We start from the raw sequence: 19,288 nt of genomic DNA on the forward strand, positions 1-19,288 counted from the left end.
TACCGGGACGGGCGCGTCCGGGAGGAAATCTCTGATGAAGACAGACTTACCCGAACGAACGTTCGCGTTCGCACTTCGAGTTGTGAACCTTTGTAAGCACCTTGATGAAGCACCCGGAGTTGCGCGGACGATGTCGCGACAGCTTCGGAGATCGGGCACATCAATCGGAGCGAACGTCGAAGAGGGCAGGGAGGTCAGAGTCGTGCAGATTTCATTTCCAAGTACAGCATTGCCTGCAAGGAGGCTCGGGAAACGCTCTACTGGCTGCGACTCGTTCTGGCAGCTGAACTGGTTCCGGAGACGCGAATCGAATCTCTGATCACAGAATGCAACGAGCTGGTTGCCATCCTGACATCAATCATCAAACGCGATCGAGAAAACACGTCTCACTGACCTGCCTTCCCTCTTCTCACTTCGTCATTCTCAATTCTTCATGGACTCCAAACCGTCAGTCGAGTGTGTATAATGACAGTAAGCGTACCGGTTGGTTCGCCAGGTTGCCCAGAAGAATCCACCGGAGCAGGTGAGAGACGTGACGTCGATTGTTGAACAGCATTATCAGGCTGCGATGAGTGCTCTTACACCATGTCAAAGCCATGGAACGATGTGCTGCTCTGACTGCGTGGGGGCGGCAGAGTTGCTGGACGCATCATTGAAGGCAAGGGCCCGCTGAATGACGTGGAACTGGAAATGGCAAGTCGCACTTCGAATTTACGGCAGTGATCCACGCACTCGCCGACTGATCGACAGGGAATGGCCAATGTTTCCGATTGAGGCGTTCCAGCATACGATCGACAAGCGCCGCCGAGATCCTGAAGCGGCATGGAATCAGATTCCACTTAACCGGCGGCGTGACGAGTTCGCTGTATGCCGATCCGCGGATGACTCAGGACATCGACATTGTCATCGATCCGGTCGCAACGCAACGAAGCCTTGAAGGAATCTCTCGTCACTCAGACGTCCAGACTTCCTGCACTCTGAAAGCGACGTTCGGTCGGCCGTGAGAGACGCGGGACTGTTCCAACTGTTTGACAAAGAGGAAGCCTTGAAACTGGATCTGTATCCGCGCGAACTCATTCCGGGAGAACTGGACCGGTCCGTGTTGCTGGAGGTGTTCAAGGGCGTCCGTTATCCCGTTGCATCGCGGATTGACATCTCGTCTGCCAAACTGGTTTGGATCAGTAAGGGAAGTCACAAAGGACGGCGTGACCTGCGGTATCTATGGCGCACGGCAACGGACGATGAGACCGATGCGATCCAATCAATCGCTGTCGGGCTTGGGCTCGAACAACTGCTGGTCGAGGTTCTCTCGGAGCCGGATGAGATCGAGTGACAGAAAGTTTAGGGGCGGCTTCGCCGACTCTGCATCCGCAGTCGACGGTACACGTCTCGCGTTTCCTTTGGATTCATACCTCGTTTGGAGATCGCGAAAAACTTTCCACCGTAGGTGGCCCGGAATTCATCCGGAGTCGTGTCGGCGACATCCTTCTCCAGCCAGACATCCCATTCGGTGCTCGGTGACTCGGGGCGGATTCTCAGACGAACTTCCCACCAGGAATCGTCACGTTTCATGCATCTGACCGTCGGTCCCACAATGCATTGAGCAGCAGGAGAGCGGCTCTTATTCTTCCTGACCTGCTTCAGCAGACCTGTGTTCGGGCAGACGTACATTTCGCCCGGACGCATTCCTGCGCGATATCCCCACGGACGCACAGCAACGATCTGCCGATCATGAATGATCACGTGGCGCTGAACGTAGTCGTACACATGACTCAGCACATGCGCCTGTACGGCATTGTCGAATGAAACAAATTCGCACAGTTCCTGATGCACCTTGTTCTGGGGCCGCCCGATATTCGATCGCAGGAATCGTCGCATCGGTCCCGGTGTTCGTTGAGCATCCGCTGCCGGCCTTTCCAGCGGCCCAGCATCGGCTCGTTTTTCGGTAAGTCTTCGACGGGCGTTGACTGCTCGAATTTACGGTATCCCTTCTTGCGCGATGGGAGCCGTGACCCGTATCGGGGGCGTTCGACAATCACTTTGGCCATGTCCTGACGCATCAAATCCACTCTCAACAAAAACAAAATTCGTCCCGACGAAGGGATGATCAGAGAACGCCCCTTTCGGGGCATCAGGCGCGTTTGGCCACTCCGCCACAGCGTGTCGCCACGCTGGTGGGATTCGAACCCACGAGTCCTTGCGGACACCAGACTTCATGGACTCCAATCGGGCAGTCGGAACAAGTTCCACGTTTCGAATACGGATCAACGAAGGGATGGTCAGAGACTTTTGGTGCTCTCCCACTGAGCTACGGCGGAAGAAGTTAGAAGTTTGAATTGGGAAGAGTGAAGGAAGAACTGAATTCGTTTTTCACTTCACTTTTCGCTCTTCCAAATTCTGACTTCAACCGCCGGTGGGATTCGAACCCACGACCTCCCCGATAAAAGCGGATGGACTCCAAACCGGCAGTTGATCCGTGTATCAATCTAACCGCGTGATACAGACTCCATGTCTGGTGATTGCGTTCGCCAAAACTTGACTATTCATCAAACTTCAGCAGAAACCTGGGGTTGATAACCTTGAAGCTCAGGCGACCACCAATGTCCGGATCATGAATTTCAGATTCGGGTCGAAACACAACTCCTTCGCGTTGAACACTGGAATTCAGAACGCTGGTGCCGATCGACATTTCGACCAGTTGATCGACTGTGTGATCAAGTGTGATAACATCGATTTGTGGAACCGACTTCAGACCACTCACCTTCAGAATCTCCTGCTGTTGCGTTCGATCCACAAGCCGGTATTCCCGAGCATCCAGCACGTTAAAGACATACAGTTCCGGTTCCTTAAGTTTGTACTTGTTTCCCTGCACACCGGGCCCAATGACCTCGCCCTGAATAGCCGGACTGATTCCGAACTCTGCCTGCATTCTTTTAAGGAGGGAACGCAGTCCCAGAGTCTCGGCAAGCCGACATAGGGTGTTGGACATGTCAGTGTCATCCAGCCACTGATTACGACTACACAAGCCGAATTCGCCTTCGTGCAGAAACGCGGTGAACGATGTGCCGTCCAGCTTCTCGGTGACCGCGAACCGCATGCCACGGTACCGTTCAAGGATCTGTTCAAGCACCTGAATGCGAATCTCATCCGTTTTGGGAAGGAACGCAGGAAATACGCCTTTGATTCGTCCACCCATGCCCACCGGTATCGGAGGTTCGTACTTGATGATGCCCAGAGCTTCGGTTACGTCCAGTCCGATATCGGTCGCTGTTTCCGCGGGAAGAATGCTGAGTGGAAAACAGATCCCCTGAGAGACCTGCCCCCGCAGCTTCATGGTTTTGATGCGAAAACCGGCACGCTGCAGAACCTGGCCGCCCTCTTCGATGGCAGGCTTGAAGCAACTGGCCCGCAGGAATTCAAACTCGGGCTTCTCCGGAAGGAGCGAATCGATTTCGCAATAAACCAGTCGATCCCCGACTGAGTGTTCCCCCTTTTTTGCAACAATCCACCATCCAAGAATGCGCAATCGTTCAATGGCATCCGCACCTGGAATGGAGCTCACTTCAGAGACCGTTTGAATGCTCGCCAGTTTTCGCATCGGAGTTCCCGGACCTTGAGATTTGACGAGACACGGAATCCTCTCAGCCCGTCAGGTGGAACGAACAAGAGTCAGCCATCGAGCGGACCCGTCTGCTAAGCAGCTGGTTCTTCTGGAAACGCCGACGCGGTTGTTGTGACATTTCATGTGCGTCATACCCGTGCGGCCGCATCGTCTGATTTCCGGAAACCTCAACGAAGGTTCGACGGGACATCGTGCCTTGAGGCACACCGTGACAGGGTGTTGATGGAGTCCCGACAGGCAGTTGAGGTCAGTAACGAGACCCATCAGGAACGAATTGGTTCGCGAACCGGTTTCGCTGGCGGCATCAACGAGTGGCATTCTGATCTCAGGCCCGCTGAATGGTGCCGGCGCAAAGCAATCGCGACAGAGGCGATCTTTGCCGCTGCCAAGGCTGCAACTGCGGGACAGAATTAATCCGAAATGGGCATAGAGATGCCTGTCCCCTGAATACACGAAAGGGTCGCGAGACGTGCATTTGCTGTGCGAAGTTTGCCTTCGGTGGTTCGGTGCGTGATGATCACCAGACGGGCGACTCCCTGATTGCCTTCGGTTTCGTCGGGGGTTTCATCCTGCCGAACGCTGCTGATACTGATACCACAGAGCCCGAGGACATCCGTGATATCTGCAAGAACGTGAGGACGATCAGCAACGACAAAACGCAGGTAGTATCGGCGACTGAATTCGTCGGGTGGATGAATCGGGACGGGGGTCTGATGTCGTGTTCGCAGGATCGACGCAAATGTCAGCGGAGCTCGCCCCGTGGCGTAGTCAACGAGATCTGCGACGACGGCGGATGCCGTTGGCATCTGTCCAGCCCCGGCTCCCGACAGTCGCAGCGTCCCAAGGGCATCACCTTCGAGCGCGATAATGTTATCCGCCCCACCGGTTTGCGCGACCGCACGTTCAGCGCGGACGAGCGTCGGTTGAACCGAAACCTGAAGCCGGTCCTGAACCATCCGTGAAATTGCCAGTAACTTGACTTTGTATCCCAGTTCGAGGGCAACCTGCAGATCGAGCAATTCGACCTGACGAATCCCCTGGACGATGATCTGGTCGAGTGCGACTCGAGTACCAAACGCCAGCTGCGTCAGGATGGCAAGTTTCTGGGCGGCATCGATCCCATCAACGTCCATCGCAGGATCTGCTTCTGCGTAACCCAGTGCCTGGGCTTCGGCAAGAACATCCTCATACGTCAGCCTGCAGTCGAGCATCCGGGACAGGATGAAATTACTGGTACCATTCAGAATGGCCTCGATCGAACGAATTTGGTTGGCCGTCAGGCATTGTGTGACGGCGGCGATCACGGGGATGCCGCCAGCTACCGCGGCTTCGAATGAGATGCAGCAGCCATTCTCTTCGGCGAGCGAAAACAGTTCCTCACCATGGGCGTGCAGAAGCGCTTTGTTTGCGGTGATAACGTCTTTGCCGGACTGCAGAATCTGAGTCATGTACTGCAGTGCCGGGTTGATGCCGCCCATCACCTGAATGACAACATCAATGGCCGGATCACCGATCACGCTGTTGATGTCGTCTGTGACCAAAGAGGGATCAATGTCGACACTGCGAGGGCGCGTTTTGTCCCGCACGACGACTCGGCGCAGGTTCAGGCGGCGACCGGCGCGGGCCGCCAGCTGATCGGCGTTTGCCTGAAGGATCCGAATGACTCCAGAACCGACAGTGCCACATCCGACAATTGCAACATTCAGATCAGTTTCAAAATCGCCGTTCATACGCGTTATTCAGACTTCTTGACAGATTGGGTTAACTGGCGACATCCTCAGCGGGGAGGAAACTGTAGACGGGATCGCTCCAGGGGGGAATGCTGGATGGCATCTCTCCCGCTTGACGCCGGAGTGGTCTCACATCCCATAATTCATCGGCATCCGGGTTCGGACCGCTGTTGAGACCACGGGGTGTGGCCCTATACTGCGACGTTTGTTGCTCTTCACTGCCTCCGGGATGTTTCTGTAATGTTTCCGGGGCAACAGGATGCCGGATTATTAATCATGTCCTCCGCAACCCTGACAACCATGCAAATTGGAGCGGTTAGTTACCTGAACTCTCGTCCACTGGTCGAGGGCCTCGATCAACTTCTGCCGACGGCAGATTTGGTCCTGGATTACCCCAGCCGACTCGCGGACGCACTGGCCGCGGACCAATTGGATGTTGCGCTGATTCCATCGGTCGAGTACTTCAGACGCCCCGGGTATGAGATTGTGTCGAATGCCTGCGTCGCTGCACGCGGCGAGGTGATGAGCGTCAAGTTGTACTGCCGCACGCACCCTGGCAGGATCAAGACCCTGGCTCTGGACGAGGGTTCTCGAACGAGCGCGGCTCTGTCGAAAGTGATCCTGGCCGAGAAATACGGTGTGATTCCAAAGACAGAGCCACTTCGAATGGACTTCAGCACCCGGCAGTCCTCTGCGGATGCCGTTCTGTTGATCGGAGATCGGGCGATGATTGCTCCCGATGAATCGTTCGAAGAAGTAATCGACCTTGGTGCGTTCTGGTATGACTGGACAGGACTGCCTTTCGTATTTGCCATGTGGGTTGCCCGCCGCAATGCTCAAACCGAAGGTGTCGATGCCGCCCTTTGTCAGGCTCGAGACCTCGGGCTGAAAGCCATCCACCGAATCGGACGCAATGCGGCGGCGGATCTTGGCATCACGGAAGAAACAGCAATCCACTACCTCACGAAGAATCTGCATTACCACCTGACCAGCGCAGAACGCAATGGCTTGCGTTTGTTTTGCGATCTGGCCTCTCAACATAACCTGGTGAACCCGAATGTTGACATCGTCTTCCGAGATTTCGTGCCTGCTTGAGAAAGCGGTTTCCGGTGAACGTCTGACTCGCGCCGACGGACTGGCTCTGCTGAAGTCACACGACCTTGCAGCCATCGGAGCTGCTGCAGACGCGGTAACGCGCCGACTGCACCCGGAACCTTTCCGCACGTACAACATTGATCGCAATATCAATTACACCAATGCCTGCACAGCTGTTTGCGATTTCTGCGCGTTCTATCGTCCGCCCGATCATCCGGAAGTTTATGTCCTGCCTGTGGAGACACTCCTTCAGAAAATCCAGGAGACCGTTGATCTCGGCGGTGATCAGATTCTGCTTCAGGGCGGACTCCATCCCAAACTGCCGCTCGAATGGTACGAAGAGACCCTTTCGACTCTGAAGAAGCATTTTCCGGCAGTGAATATCCACGGCTTCAGTCCGCCGGAGATCTTCCACTTTACGAAAATCAGCAAGCTGCCACTGAAGACGGTTTTGGAACGGTTGCGAGCTGCGGGTCTGGGAAGCATTCCGGGCGGTGGAGGAGAGATTCTGGTGGACCGAGTCCGAAAGGAGATTACACGCGGCAAGGTTCTCTCGGATGACTGGCTGAATGTCATGCGAGTCTGGCATCAGCTTGGCGGAAAGTCCACGGGTACGATGATGTTCGGTCACGTCGAAACCCTCGAAGAACGAATCGAACACCTGGATCGCATTCGGGAACTTCAGGATGAAACAGGTGGATTCACGGCGTTCATCTGCTGGACATTCCAGCGCGATAACACAGCGATGGATCATCTGGCCCCTGCGGGTGCGTTCGAGTATCTGAAGACGCAGGCTGTCAGTCGATTGTACCTGGACAACATCAACAACATTCAGTCGTCCTGGGTGACCCAGGGTGAAAAAGTGGGGCAGCTGGCGTTGTTGTTTGGAGCCAATGACATGGGCAGCCTGATGATTGAAGAAAACGTGGTATCTCAGGCTGGCACCGTTCACCATCTGACGGTGGACAAGATTCGGCGTTGCATTCAGAACGTCGGTTACATCCCGCGGCAGCGGAATGTGTTTTACGAATATATCGATCAGCCGGATCAGGTGCGTCCGGAACCGTCGAAGCCGATTCTTCCGGTTCTGCAGTCGTAATCATTTGCTCAGCTCGCTGCTGTTTCGCGCGATCCAATCTGTGTGTGGTAGATTTGCCACAGTCATCTGCGCTCATGTTGCGCGATGGTGCTGGAAGACATCAGATTTGACGCCGGGACAAATTCAACAGGCAGCGAATACGCATGATTCGAGTTCAGGGGCTGATCAAAGAATTCGACGACGCGAGGCACGGAGTGTTTCGTGCTGTCGACAATGTGTCTTTCGAGGTCAAGCCGGGCGAGATTTACGGGCTTCTCGGGCCCAACGGGGCTGGCAAAACAACTTGTCTTCGAATTCTCAGCACCGTGCTTCGCCCGACTCGCGGCACCGTTGAGATCGACGGACTGAACGTGATTCGCGATCCGGAAGGAGTGCGAACACGCATCGGTTTTATGTCGTGCAATACAGGAATCTATGATCGAATGACGGCCTGGGAAATGGTCGAATACTACGGTCGGCTGTATGGAATTCCGGAAGAAAGGCTGCAGCTCCGTTTGAAGGAGATCTTTGATATTCTGCAGATGAACGATATTCGCGATCGACTTGGAGGCAAGATGTCGACAGGTATGAAACAGAAGGTTTCGATTGCACGAACGATCGTTCATGACCCCCCCGTCATTATCTTCGACGAGCCCACATCAGGGCTTGATGTCCTTGTCGCACGAGCAGTACTTCAGGCCGTCGCTTCCCTTCGGGATCAGGGCAAGTGCATTATTTTTTCGACCCACATCATGAGGGAGGTCGAGAAGCTCTGCGATCGAATTTCGATCATTCACCGCGGTCGCATTCTGGCAGAAGGCACGTTGCCGGAACTTGCCGACGAGTATAGCCAGCCGGATGTTGAGGAACTGTTCTTCGATCTGATTCAGCGGCGAGAAGAAGAATTCGAATCCGCAGTGTCGAGCCCGGGCAGTGCCAAACAACTTTGAAGACGATTCGTCTGTCGAATGGACTGAAGAATGAGCTGGAAAAACATCCGATTGATATTCATGCGTGAAGTCCGCGACCAGTTGCGCGACCGACGCACATTGTTCATGATCACCATTCTGCCGGTGATGTTGTATCCGATGCTCGGACTGGGCATTGTGGAGATGATGCTGACATTCAGCGAGCAACGCCGAAATGTCGTAATCCTGAATACGGACCAGCTTCCGGCTGATCCTGCTTTGCTCGCTCAGAATGGTATCGCTGAAACCTGGTTTGCAAATTCTGATGATGCGTCCAAACTGCGAATTGTGACGGATCTGAAGTCAAACAGTGCATTGCCCGGCGATACAGACGAAAATAAACCCGACATTCGTCAGGACGGACAGGCTGCCAGTCGGAAGCCGGCTGTTCGCGGACTGACTGATGAACAACTGCTGGAGGCCGGGCGTCGAATTCAACAGCAGGTTTACGCGCAGTACAAACTACTGCCCGATGGAGTTGAACGGACAGCGAATGACGTCGCGCCCGATCCACAGACACAGATTAATCAGCTGTTCGAAACCAGTGGGATACAGGTCCTGATTTGTATTCCCCCCGATTACTCTGAGTCGCTGAAGCGAATGCAGGACCATATTCAGGATCGTGGAAACGAAAAGACCGAATTCAGGGCTGCCCCGATTCTGATCGTAAAGAACAGCGCGGACGACAAATCTGTTGTCGCCGCTGGTCGAATCAAGGGAGCGCTGGATCGGTGGGAAGAAGCCATCCGAGCGCAGAGTTTTCAGGCGGCGGACTTACCAGCGGAGTTGCATCACCCGGCACGGCTGACCTGGATTGAAGTCGCTCGGGATGAACAGGTTGCTGCCAGTGTCTGGAGTAAGATGTTTCCGGCGCTGCTTGTGATCATGGCATTGACAGGGGCTTTCTATCCGGCCATTGATCTTGGTGCTGGCGAAAAGGAACGGGGGACAATGGAAACCCTGTTAATTAGTCCCGCGCGGCGGGTCGAACTTGTGCTGGGAAAATTCGGCACGATTATGCTGTTCAGCATCTGCACTGCGTTGCTGAATCTGGTCAGTATGGGGTTCACCGGCAAGAACATGGCGATGGCAATGGGCGGCGGGTTACCCGGTGCGATCAGCCTGGAGTTGCCAGGAGCGTCATCTCTGATCTGGCTCTTCATACTCCTGATACCGCTCGCCGCACTATTCAGCGCGCTTTGTCTGGCGCTGGCGACATTCGCCCGTTCGACCAAAGAGGGACAGTATTATCTGACCCCCCTGCTGATGGTCGTGATGGGCATGACGATGTTTTGCCTGTCCCCTGCCGTTGAAATGACGCCTTTGTACAGTGTGCTTCCGGTCGTCAATGTCGCATTGCTGCTCAAGGGACTGCTGCTGGAAACAGCGGCAAGCAATAATCTTGTGGTCTACGCGGTTCCTGTGTTGATCTCAAGCCTCGGCTACAGTCTGCTGGCACTTTGGTGGGCCATCGAGCTCTACAACAGCGAAGACGTTCTGTTTCGTGAAGCAGAAAAGTTTGATCTGCGCCACTGGTTTGCCCAGTTACTGCGCACAAAGGATTCTGTACCAGCATTTCCTGAAGCGGTGTTCTGTTTTGTCCTGATTCTGATGTTGCAGTTCGGTGCAATGTCGTGGCTTCAGCCAGACCTGAAATCGCCAGATGCCGGCCGAAATATGATGCGATTAATGGTGATCCAGCAGATGGTGATGATTGCCTGTCCGGCCGTTTTTATGGGCGTTCTGCTAACAACAAGTCTTCGGGCAACTTTCCGACTGCGAATGCCGTCGCTGCAAGCCATGGCCACAGGTATCGGCCTGGCATGTGTCGCTCATCCCCTGAGTGTTGAGCTGAGTCAGTTTCTTGTGGCTCACCAGGTGTTTCCTCCGTTGCCTGATGGAGCTGTCAAAGTCATGGGGTTGCTACGGGCGGGCGAACAACCGACATGGCTGCTGATTGTGGTATTCGCACTCACCCCTGCCATTTGCGAAGAACTCGCGTTTCGTGGATTCATTCTCAGCGGGTTGGCTCGTGGTGGTCGCCTTGCCATTGCAGTCGTGATCAGCAGCATGATGTTTGGAATCGTCCATATGATTCCACAGCAGGCATTTAATGCCGGATTGCTGGGACTGGTATTGGGGATCCTGGCAATCTATAGCCGAAGCCTGTTCCCGGCGATTGCATTCCACCTTTGCAACAATGCCATCGCAACATTGCATGCCGGTGGTTTCGAATGGATTCGAGCGGACGGCGTGTTTTTCACTCGCGACGTCGATCATTCTCTGCGATATGAGGCTCCCCTACTGATACTCTGCGGGGTCGCAGCCGCGTTGATGATCATTCACATGGTCAGGGAAATCATGCTGGAACAGGATCTGAAACGTCGGGGAATCATCCCTTCGTACCATGATTCCAGTGAGGCCTCGACGCCAGTAGCTTGTACCGAATCTTAAACTGCGATGAAGGCTTGGCAGAAGCGATTGCTCCGATCGACTTCTCACTACGCGGTGGCACTGAAAGCCTCGGTGTCAGGTCGTCGCAGGCTGATGTTGGTATTCGACTGAGAACCAGTTGTTCGCTGACGCTTCGGGTTGCCTTTCTTTCGTCCTTCGACGGACTGCTACGCCAGGAGGTCGTCGATCATTTCAGAGTCGCGTGTGATGTTGGTCAATCGCTTGTCCGCGCCCTGGTGGCGAAATGTCAGTCTCTTGTGATCGATACCAAACGCGCTTAGCAGCGTTGCCTGAAAATCGTTTACGTGCACAGGTGCGACGACGGGATTCCATCCAATGTCGTCGGTCTCACCGTGTACATATCCGCCACGAAATCCACCGCCGGCGGCGAAAATACTGAAGGCATTGGGATGATGATCACGCCCGGAAACATTGGCACTGTTGTGTCGGTTTTCGCCCAGGGGGGTTCGCCCAAATTCGCTGCCCCAGATGACGACTGTATCGTCCAGCAATCCGCGTTGCTTCAGATCCTGAATCAACGCACCGATCGGCTGGTCTACCATTCCCGCATTGTACGTGAGTTCCTGATCCAGCTTGGAATGATGGTCCCATGAAGCGAAAATGATGTTCACAAATCGCACACCACGTTCAACCATACGGCGAGCCAGCAGGCAATTTCGAGCAAACGAACCATAGTGCTCACCCGGTCCCACACGCCCGGATTTTTGCGAAGGATCTTTTCGATCAACGCCGTAGGCAGCCAGAGTCGCCTGCGTTTCACCCGACAAATCGGTCAGCTCTGGTGCGGCCGACTGCATCCGAAATGACAGCTCATAATTTGCGATTCGACTCGCAATTTCGGGGTCGCGATACCTGTCCAGCTGGAGACCATTAATCGTTTGCAGCACATCCAGACCCTTGCGTTCCAGCGAAGGGGATAACCCGGGCGGCAATTCCAGATTCAGAATGGGCGGGCCCTGGTTACGCAGCAGTACTCCAGCATGAACAGAGGGAAGATAGCCACTGCTCCACAGGGTCGCGCCACCACTTGAACCTCGTCCCGCGGTCAGTACAACGTAGCTTGGCAGGTTCTGGTTCTCAGTGCCCAGACCGTAACTTAACCATGCACCCATGGAAGGCAGTCCGAACTGCGCTTGCCCACACTGCATCATCAGTTGCCCCGGATGATGGTTGAACTGATCGGTATGCATTGAATTGATCAGGCAAATGTCATCGGCACACTGCCCGATATTTGGCAGCAGGTCGGACATCCAGGTACCGCAGTCTCCATACTGACGAAATCGGCGAGGCGACCCGAGCAGTCTGGCGGTGTCCTTTTCGATAAAGGCAAATCTCACACCCTTCAGAAGCGATTCCGGGAGTTTCTGTCCGTTCAGTCGATTGAGCTCTGGCCGATAGTTAAACAGATCAAGTTGCGATGGAGCACCGGCCATGAAGATGAAGATGCAGTTGCGTGCTCGTCCTGCAACGTGAGAGAATTTTGTCGCAAGCGGTGGCGTCGGCGCGATGCCTGCATCCATTGCCATTGCACCTTCGGACTGAAGCAACGAGGCAAGCGCCAGACCCCCAAGCCCGCTGGCGGAAGAAGTCAGGAACTCACGACGAGATGCCTCGCGGCTTGTGAGTACGTCTCCGATTTGGATGATCGGGCCAGACATTGAATTCCCCTTCATGGCTGTCCGTGCTGCTTAACTATGCACTCGAGGAAGCGGACAACCTTCCTCGATAATCGCCGCTTCGATTTGAGCCAATTCGGCGAGTCGTTGTTCCACATCACTTTCACTGACGAAATTCTTTGCCAGACGCACATAGGTGGAATGGTGTCGGGCTTCGGATTCGTAAAGACTGCCGTAGAACGCTGCCAGTTCGTCATCTTTCAGATGATCACGCAACAAGACAAAGCGTTCGCAGCTGCGAGCCTCAATAAGGCTTGCAATGAGCAATCGATCGACGGCCCGCCCGGGTTCCTGCTTTCGAACGTGTTCTTTCAAGCGGCGTCCGTAAGTGCCAGGCTTCAGGCCGCGAAAACGAATTCCCCTCCGTTTTAACAGTTCCCGCACCTGTTTGAAGTGGTCCAGTTCCTCAAGCACAATTTCCGACATCTCATCGCACAGATCATCGTGTGCCACGTAATCGAACATCAGGTCCATCGCTGTTGACGCAGCCTTCTGTTCGCAATGCGCGTGGTCGATCAGGATCTCGGGAAGATCAGAGTCGACTTGAGTTAACCATCGTTCGCTTGTGTTGGATTTGAGGTGCAGCATTTCGAAATGATAGGCAGGAGAACAGTGGGCTCGCAAACATGGTCACTCAGAATAAGCCGACGATTGGATCTGCGTGATAGACCAGATGGGGTCTCTCCAGTTCGTCAAGCCAGGAAATTTCGCGAGGAAGACCCAGCGATTCGTAGATCGTCGCTGCAAGATTCTCCGGCGTTTGCGGTGAGTTTTCCGGGTACGCTCCGATGGAATCGGTGGATCCGATCACTCGTCCTCCCTGAATTCCGCCGCCGGCAAGCAGCACACTTTGAGCCGCACCCCAGTGATCCCGTCCGGGAAGTTTGTAGTGGCTTGGGAGTAACGAAATCTTCGGGGTGCGACCAAACTCTCCCGCCATCACAATCAGAGTCTGATCGAGCAATCCGGACTCCTGCAAGTCGTCAAGCAGTGCTGACATCGCTCGATCCGTCGGAGGAAATAAATTGTTCTTCAGATGTGGAAACGCATTCCCGTGGGTATCCCACGTTTCATCATTTCCAAGGTTGACCTGTACGAGGTTGACACCCGCTTCCACCAGACGGCGAGCCATTAGCAGGGACCAGCCAAACGAATTCCTTCCATATCGATTCTGGATTTCCGGTTCGGCGTGGGTGACATCCATTGCTCTTCGGATTGATGGGTCTGTCAGGAGCGAAACCGCGCCGTTTCTGAAACGATCGAACTCTCCCGTTCCTGCAGCCTGATCAAGGCGTCGACACTGTTCTTCGAGCGCGGTGAGCAGGTTGACGCGCCGTTTGAGTTGTGGTTGGGTTAATTCATGCGGCAAACTGAGGTTCGGTGCTTCAAAGATGCGGGAATCGGGTTTTCCGCGGTCCTGGTGATCGAAGTCAAACTGAGGAAATGCGCCATACGAAGAAGCATGAAACGGCGATGCTTCAATAAACCACGGATCTCGGCGGGTCCCCATGAGCCCGGCAAACTGTCCGGGAATGATTCGCCCGGAATTGTGGACCAATCGTTCCGGAAGAACTGCGGCTGGGGGAAGGTTATTTCTCGCGACGGTTGTGGCACCGGCAATCGCTGCAATCGAAGGCCAGTCCTGTGGGCGAGGTTCGTTGGGTTTGAACCCCGGGGGTAACTGACTTCGTCCGGTCAAGATCATATGGTGCCCGGCAGAGTGCTCATTCGATGTGTGAGTCAGAGAGCGACAAAGTGACCACAAGTGGCTTCGAGCTGCCAGTCCGGGCAGGTGTTCGCAAATCTGGAGGCCGGGCGTCGCTGTTGAGATCGGAGAAAACTCTCCGCGGATTTCGTCCGGAGCATTTGGCTTCAGGTCAAAACTGTCGTGCTGACCAAGGCCGCCGGAAAGGAAAACGAAGATACAAGCTTTGAACGGTTCACCAGTTGTTCTGGAACCCGAGTCTCTGGATGAGTCAGCATTCGATTCTGCTGCGAGCGTTCTGAGCCCGGACAAATGGTTCATTCCCAACCCAAGCAGGCTGATTGCCCCGGCCTGAACTGCCGTCCGACGATTCAGGCCAGCTGAGGGATGATATGGAACTCTGGACCCGGTTTGCATAGACACGCCCTTCATTCAACGAGACGTGCCAATGTACTCGCGGGGGAGGGAAATTGAAAGGTAAACTCGGCGGGGCCGCCGTTCAGACTCATCCTGAACTGAAAGCTCAGCCCTGATGGTAATCCCGTCAATCGAGTTGCAGATCGATCCAAACCAGTCGATGGTCAGAACAATCGATGAGATCAAAATCAGGCTCGTCAGGCCGCGGCCAGAAGACACCGCTTGCAACAATTCTCAGATCGCGTGATGGCAGCACATAATCCACTCGCAGATTTCCTACACTGCGATCTCCAAAATCAGCGGTGTCATGGGCGTGCGGGCCACGGTGAGAACGGTTCCGCTCCCCCTGATTCTCTGCCGCATAAATGGCTCCGCTGCTCGTGGGAGTTGGTTCTGGTTGAACTCGAGAATGCTTTAACAGAAGGTCAATGGCATGATTATGGGTATCTCCGTCGACCGGATCTGCATTCAGATCGCCGAGAATGATGAAAGGAGCATCGTTTGATAGCCCCCCTGAGAGGCCAGCATCATCCACAATCCAGTCTTTATCGCTGACATAGTCCGCCCAGAGCCGGATCTCGTCGTGATTCCTTCGACCATTTCGATCTTCGGGGCCATCAAACGCTGGCGGTGTGGGATGCGATGCCAGAACGTGAATGGTCCGTCCGGGAAACGATATTGGTACGTCCCAATGACTCTTGGACGAGAGTGAGAGGTGCTGCAGATCTTCAACGCTGTACCATGGACGTGATGTCGCAGGATCAATCGGAAGCACTGCCTCTGGCATCGCGTTCCATTTCAGGTCTTTAAACGTCCTGATACCAGTACGATCAATTGGAAATTTTGAAAGAATGACCATTCCGTACTGCCCTGGGAATCTTCCGAAACCAATCGCGTCGGCAGGCCCGTCCGTTTTTCCATCGTGATCAAAGTCGCGTCCCGAGGGGACGCCTGTATTCACCGGCAGAGACAATACGTGTGGATAACGAAGGGGATCGCCACGCAGAAATCCGACATCTTCAGAGGGCTGAACGTCGAGGTAATGCGTTTGAAACAACCGAATGGCATCCATCGCCGCATCGAAATCAAATTCATTTAACAGCACAACATCAGGGCGAACGCGCCGAATGACTGACGCCACCTTCTGTAATTGTCGATTCGAGCCATTCTGCAGATCAGACAGCAGTTGCCCTGCCTCATTCCGGTTCATGCTGCAGTTAAACGTTGCGACGCGAACGTTCTCTGAAGCATTTGCCAGCGAACACGTCAGCAACAGGTAAGCGTGAAGAACTACACAACCTAACCAGGGAGAACCTAACCAGGGAGAACCTAACCGAGAATGGCCTAACATCAAAACATGCTCTTTCAGACAAAAGACCAGGACGTGCTGTGGCCACTATCGAACTGACACGACGGCTTCTGCGAGTCGTCGCATCCCTTCCCGAATGCCATCGACTCCCTGAACTCCAAAGCTCAAACGCATTTGATTCCTCGGGCGGCCAGCCATTGATGTCGGATAGGCCAGTTCACCGGGAACGTACATCACCTTCTGGTTGTGGGTGGATGCGTAGAACAATGGGCTATCGAATCCCGTGGGGATAGAATCAGGCAGTGTCATCCAGACATACATTCCACCATCCGGATGAACGCAGTGAACTCCATCAATTTTGGCAAAGAAGTCATCGGCTGCTTGCAGCATTGCGTCCCGCTTCATTTGGTAGCCCTCTCGCACCTGACGAACGTGCGCCTGATAAAGCCTCGACCGAATAGCTTCGCACAATAAATTCTGGTTGAGGTGGGCTGATCCAAAGTCGTCATATCCCTTGAGGTCGCAGATGGGCTTTACCAGTTTTTCCGGCAATACTCCAAAGCCCACCCTGACCCCGGGGGAGAAGCTCTTGGAAAATGTCTGCGCAAGGATGACAGTCGATCGATCCACATCGTACGACCAGATCGAAGGAAGGGTGCTTCCTGAGTACTGCAGCTCCCGATACGCAGCATCTTCCAGTATGTAGATCTGATGCTCGGCAGAGAACTTCCTGACGACTTCCAGCAATTCAGGGCGTCTCTCGGCCGAAATACTGTTTCCGGTTGGGTTGTCGTAATAACTGACCGCATAGACCATTCGAACGCGGTGTAGTTCTCCATCGCGTTTCAGTTGTTCCAGAACCTCCCGCAGCTTTGAAGGACACATTCCATCTTCATCTGCTTCAATGGCAATTGCCCTTGCTCCCACGGCATCCAGAACGCCGAGGTAAACAAAGTAGGTCGGGGCGGCAACAATGCAGATATCGCCGGGATCGAACAAAGCCTGTGTCACCAGATTCAGGAGTTGCTGTGACCCGGTAGTCAGAACGATATTCCCAATCGCTGCCGGTGGACCCGTAACCACGGCGGATGCTGATTCCAGATCTGTCAGCCACTCCTGAATTACGGTCCGCAATTCTTCCGGGCCCGGTGTAATTCCGTACTGCAGAATCTTCCTTCCGTCCCGGGGCGATTCCAGAATTCGCTCAAGGCACGTTCTGGCAAGGTCCACGGGCAGCGTCTGCTCATCAACCAATCCCGCCGCAAGCGAAATACAGTCTGCGTTCTCTACAGCCTGTTGCATCAGGAAACTGATCGCCTGACCAGACGCCCGACGGGCATGTTGACTGAGTAATGGTTCGATCTCTGCCTTCGAAATGACGGACATGATAAGAATGATTTCAGTGGGTTGCGGGGCGTTAAAATGAAGTGGAAACTATTTCAATAGCCAGATGGAGATCCATGCTTCCGTGGATCGGATCCACCTTCGACAAGCTCTCCTTTTCGCGAAGCAGCCTGAGCGGCAGCAAGCGAGCGATTCTGCTGAACGGTGTGCCCGTATGACTTCATCATTGGTACCAGGCTGCCATCTTCAAGCAAAAGATCATTGGGAAACCACTGGTGATGAAATCGATCGGCAGCCACAGCCTGTTGGGCAGACAAGCCAAACAGCTGGTGGTTCAGGAGAGTCTGAATAGTTGCCGAAATAATTCGCGGCCCCCCGGAAGCACCGCAGGCCAGAATGGCCTTTCCATCTCTTACCACGATTGTTGGAGTCATACTCGACAATGGCTTCTTCCGAGGTTGAACAGAATTCGCTTCACTTTGAATCAGACCAAATGCATTCGGTTTGCCAGGATTCGCCGCGAAGTCGTCCATTTGATTGTTCAGAATGAATCCGAATTGCGGCACAACAACAAAGCTTCCGAAAGTCAGATTGATGGTTTCGGTGCATGCGACCGCGTTTCCTTTACTGTCCATCACAGAAAAATGACTGGTCCCGCCGTCCGGCTGGCTGAAGAAGCGTCCGTAGTCCTTCGAATCCAAAGTCGACTGGTCTCTGATACGCTGTGCCTGTTCCCGAGCGTACCGGTCACTTAACAAACGCGCAACCGGTACTTGCGCGAAGTCGGAATCTCCAAGAAACTCGGCCCGATCAGCAAATGCATGCTTCATGGCCTCAGTTACGACGTGGACATACTGTGGTGAGTTTCTACCAAGTGACTGGAGTCTCCGATTGTGGAGATCTTCCCACCCCTGAAGAGTCTTCAGGGTCTGAATGAGCGCGACCCCTCCGCTCGAAGGTGGTGGCATTGTCAGAACCGTATCTGAGTGAAATCGTCCTTCGATCGGATCTCTGACAGCGGCGATGTCACTTCGCAAATCGGATTTTGTAATCAGGCCATGATCGAGTGTCATCGCCTGCAGGATTGCATCAGCGACATCCCCATCATAAAAACCCTGAGAGCCCTTGCTGGCAATTGCCTGCAGCACGGCCTTCTGCGGTGAGTAGAATCGATCGCCCTTCTTCCAGGGCTGCCCCCCGTTGAGATAAAGCCGCTTCAATTGTCCAAAGCGTTCTTCGTAACCTGGAAACCGCTTGAGTTTTGCAAGCGTTGATTGCTGAACTTCCATGTCATGATCATCAATTTCAACGCCCTGATCACACAATTCAATCGCAGGCTGAAGCAGCTTATGTAATGGTAAACTGCCCCAGCGCTCTGCTGCGTAGCACAGTCCTGCAACCGTGCCCGGGATGCCAGCCGCCCTGGCACCGCGAACGCTCTCTGACTCAGGAAAGTTGGACTCGGAACGACTGTACATTTCCGGAGAAGCCGCGGCCGGCGCACGTTCCCTGTAGTCCAACGCGATGCACGATTGCGATTCCACGTCCCAGATCAGCATGAACCCACCGCCGCCAATCCCACAACTGGCAGGCCGCACAACGGACAATGCAAATGAGGTTGCTACTGCGGCATCCACGACGTTGCCGCCTTGTTTCAGCATTCGGACACCGGCTTCACTGGCCGCGGGGTGGTCTGCCGCGACGACGCCGTTCTGGAATTGTTGTGCGGCGACGTGTCGAGACCCGAATGGAACTGTCAGAGCAGCAATCAGAATGACCAGAAGTTGAGATGGGCAAAGCAAGACAGTGGGGCGATTCACTGAAATTGAATCCCCGTGTGATCGTGCAAATTCAGGAGATGTTTTCATT

The 19,288-nt window shown here is 54.3% G+C and carries 14 protein-coding genes and 1 pseudogene; 6 read left to right on the forward strand and 9 right to left on the reverse strand.

Annotated elements, in window-relative coordinates; translation table 11 throughout:
* Positions 1-34 precede the first annotated feature (34 nt).
* Together R3C20_07360 and R3C20_07365 are read left to right on the forward strand one after the other, a co-directional pair.
* A pseudogene (locus R3C20_07360) lies at positions 35-393 on the forward strand (four helix bundle protein).
* A 652-nt stretch (positions 394-1,045) separates the two neighbouring features.
* Positions 1,046-1,333, forward strand: a complete 288-nt coding sequence (locus tag R3C20_07365; protein ID MEZ6040307.1) for a hypothetical protein — start codon at positions 1,046-1,048, stop codon at positions 1,331-1,333.
* An 8-nt stretch (positions 1,334-1,341) separates the two neighbouring features.
* Here the strand turns inward: R3C20_07365 and R3C20_07370 are convergent, their stop codons facing one another.
* The 3 genes from R3C20_07370 to R3C20_07380 all read right to left on the reverse strand — a co-directional run bounded on the left by R3C20_07370 (position 1,342) and on the right by R3C20_07380 (position 5,352).
* Positions 1,342-1,878 (reverse strand): hypothetical protein, encoded by a 537-nt coding sequence (locus R3C20_07370; protein MEZ6040308.1) that lies wholly within the window; start codon positions 1,876-1,878, stop codon positions 1,342-1,344.
* A gap of 661 nt (positions 1,879-2,539) precedes the next feature.
* Positions 2,540-3,598, reverse strand: coding sequence for an RNA ligase (ATP) (locus R3C20_07375; GenBank protein MEZ6040309.1), 1,059 nt, complete (start codon positions 3,596-3,598; stop codon positions 2,540-2,542).
* 434 nt (positions 3,599-4,032) lie between these two features.
* The gene (locus R3C20_07380) at positions 4,033-5,352 is read right to left on the reverse strand and encodes a homoserine dehydrogenase (protein ID MEZ6040310.1); all 1,320 of its coding nucleotides are present in this window, start codon (positions 5,350-5,352) and stop codon (positions 4,033-4,035) included.
* Between the two features lie 276 nt (positions 5,353-5,628).
* Here R3C20_07380 and R3C20_07385 point away from each other — a divergent pair, with 276 nt between their 5' ends.
* The 4 genes from R3C20_07385 to R3C20_07400 all read left to right on the forward strand — a co-directional run bounded on the left by R3C20_07385 (position 5,629) and on the right by R3C20_07400 (position 10,947).
* Entirely contained in the window at positions 5,629-6,447 is an 819-nt protein-coding gene (locus tag R3C20_07385) for a menaquinone biosynthesis protein (protein ID MEZ6040311.1), read from the forward strand.
* On the forward strand, positions 6,410-7,546 hold the full coding sequence (gene mqnC, locus R3C20_07390; protein ID MEZ6040312.1) for a cyclic dehypoxanthinyl futalosine synthase: 1,137 nt from the start codon (positions 6,410-6,412) through the stop codon (positions 7,544-7,546). The genes R3C20_07385 and mqnC overlap by 38 nt, the downstream gene beginning before the upstream one ends.
* 143 nt (positions 7,547-7,689) lie before the next feature.
* Positions 7,690-8,475, forward strand: a complete 786-nt coding sequence (locus R3C20_07395; protein ID MEZ6040313.1) for an ATP-binding cassette domain-containing protein — start codon at positions 7,690-7,692, stop codon at positions 8,473-8,475.
* A 30-nt stretch (positions 8,476-8,505) separates the two neighbouring features.
* Entirely contained in the window at positions 8,506-10,947 is a 2,442-nt protein-coding gene (locus R3C20_07400) for an ABC transporter permease subunit/CPBP intramembrane protease (GenBank protein MEZ6040314.1), read from the forward strand.
* Positions 10,948-11,114: 167 nt separating this feature from the next.
* Here R3C20_07400 and R3C20_07405 read toward each other — a convergent pair whose 3' ends face one another.
* The 6 genes from R3C20_07405 to ggt form a co-directional block, all read right to left on the reverse strand.
* Complete coding sequence (locus tag R3C20_07405; GenBank protein ID MEZ6040315.1) at positions 11,115-12,626, reverse strand: DUF1501 domain-containing protein; 1,512 nt, start codon at positions 12,624-12,626, stop codon at positions 11,115-11,117.
* 30 nt (positions 12,627-12,656) lie between these two features.
* Positions 12,657-13,232 carry a tRNA-(ms[2]io[6]A)-hydroxylase gene (locus tag R3C20_07410; GenBank protein ID MEZ6040316.1) on the reverse strand — a complete coding sequence of 192 codons (576 nt, stop codon included), beginning with the start codon at positions 13,230-13,232 and terminating at the stop codon, positions 12,657-12,659.
* A gap of 46 nt (positions 13,233-13,278) precedes the next feature.
* Complete coding sequence (locus R3C20_07415; protein ID MEZ6040317.1) at positions 13,279-14,766, reverse strand: DUF1501 domain-containing protein; 1,488 nt, start codon at positions 14,764-14,766, stop codon at positions 13,279-13,281.
* 127 nt (positions 14,767-14,893) lie between these two features.
* Positions 14,894-16,117: an endonuclease/exonuclease/phosphatase family protein gene (locus R3C20_07420; GenBank protein MEZ6040318.1), complete on the reverse strand. Its 1,224-nt coding sequence runs from the start codon at positions 16,115-16,117 to the stop codon at positions 14,894-14,896.
* Between the two features lie 45 nt (positions 16,118-16,162).
* A complete protein-coding gene (locus R3C20_07425) occupies positions 16,163-17,461 on the reverse strand; it encodes a PLP-dependent aminotransferase family protein (GenBank protein ID MEZ6040319.1) in 1,299 nt (432 codons plus the stop codon).
* Between the two features lie 53 nt (positions 17,462-17,514).
* Positions 17,515-19,287, reverse strand: coding sequence for a gamma-glutamyltransferase (ggt, locus tag R3C20_07430; GenBank protein MEZ6040320.1), 1,773 nt, complete (start codon positions 19,285-19,287; stop codon positions 17,515-17,517).
* Position 19,288 lies beyond the last annotated feature (1 nt).

This window comes from Planctomycetaceae bacterium (genome assembly GCA_041398825.1).
Taxonomy (GTDB): Bacteria; Planctomycetota; Planctomycetia; order Planctomycetales; family Planctomycetaceae; genus F1-80-MAGs062.

Bases quoted from the DNA above. Each gene is read 5' to 3' on its own strand.
- R3C20_07370 (MEZ6040308.1), bottom strand. From the start codon at position 1,878: ATGCGACGATTCCTGCGATCGAATATCGGGCGGCCCCAGAACAAGGTG.
- mqnC (MEZ6040312.1), top strand. From the start codon at position 6,410: ATGTTGACATCGTCTTCCGAGATTTCGTGCCTGCTTGAGAAAGCGGTT.
- R3C20_07405 (MEZ6040315.1), bottom strand. From the start codon at position 12,626: ATGTCTGGCCCGATCATCCAAATCGGAGACGTACTCACAAGCCGCGAG.
- R3C20_07375 (MEZ6040309.1), bottom strand. From the start codon at position 3,598: ATGCGAAAACTGGCGAGCATTCAAACGGTCTCTGAAGTGAGCTCCATT.
- R3C20_07410 (MEZ6040316.1), bottom strand. From the start codon at position 13,232: ATGCTGCACCTCAAATCCAACACAAGCGAACGATGGTTAACTCAAGTC.
- R3C20_07425 (MEZ6040319.1), bottom strand. From the start codon at position 17,461: ATGTCCGTCATTTCGAAGGCAGAGATCGAACCATTACTCAGTCAACAT.
- R3C20_07420 (MEZ6040318.1), bottom strand. From the start codon at position 16,117: ATGTTAGGCCATTCTCGGTTAGGTTCTCCCTGGTTAGGTTCTCCCTGG.
- ggt (MEZ6040320.1), bottom strand. From the start codon at position 19,287: ATGAAAACATCTCCTGAATTTGCACGATCACACGGGGATTCAATTTCA.
- R3C20_07400 (MEZ6040314.1), top strand. From the start codon at position 8,506: ATGAGCTGGAAAAACATCCGATTGATATTCATGCGTGAAGTCCGCGAC.
- R3C20_07385 (MEZ6040311.1), top strand. From the start codon at position 5,629: ATGTCCTCCGCAACCCTGACAACCATGCAAATTGGAGCGGTTAGTTAC.
- R3C20_07380 (MEZ6040310.1), bottom strand. From the start codon at position 5,352: ATGAACGGCGATTTTGAAACTGATCTGAATGTTGCAATTGTCGGATGT.
- R3C20_07395 (MEZ6040313.1), top strand. From the start codon at position 7,690: ATGATTCGAGTTCAGGGGCTGATCAAAGAATTCGACGACGCGAGGCAC.
- R3C20_07415 (MEZ6040317.1), bottom strand. From the start codon at position 14,766: ATGCAAACCGGGTCCAGAGTTCCATATCATCCCTCAGCTGGCCTGAAT.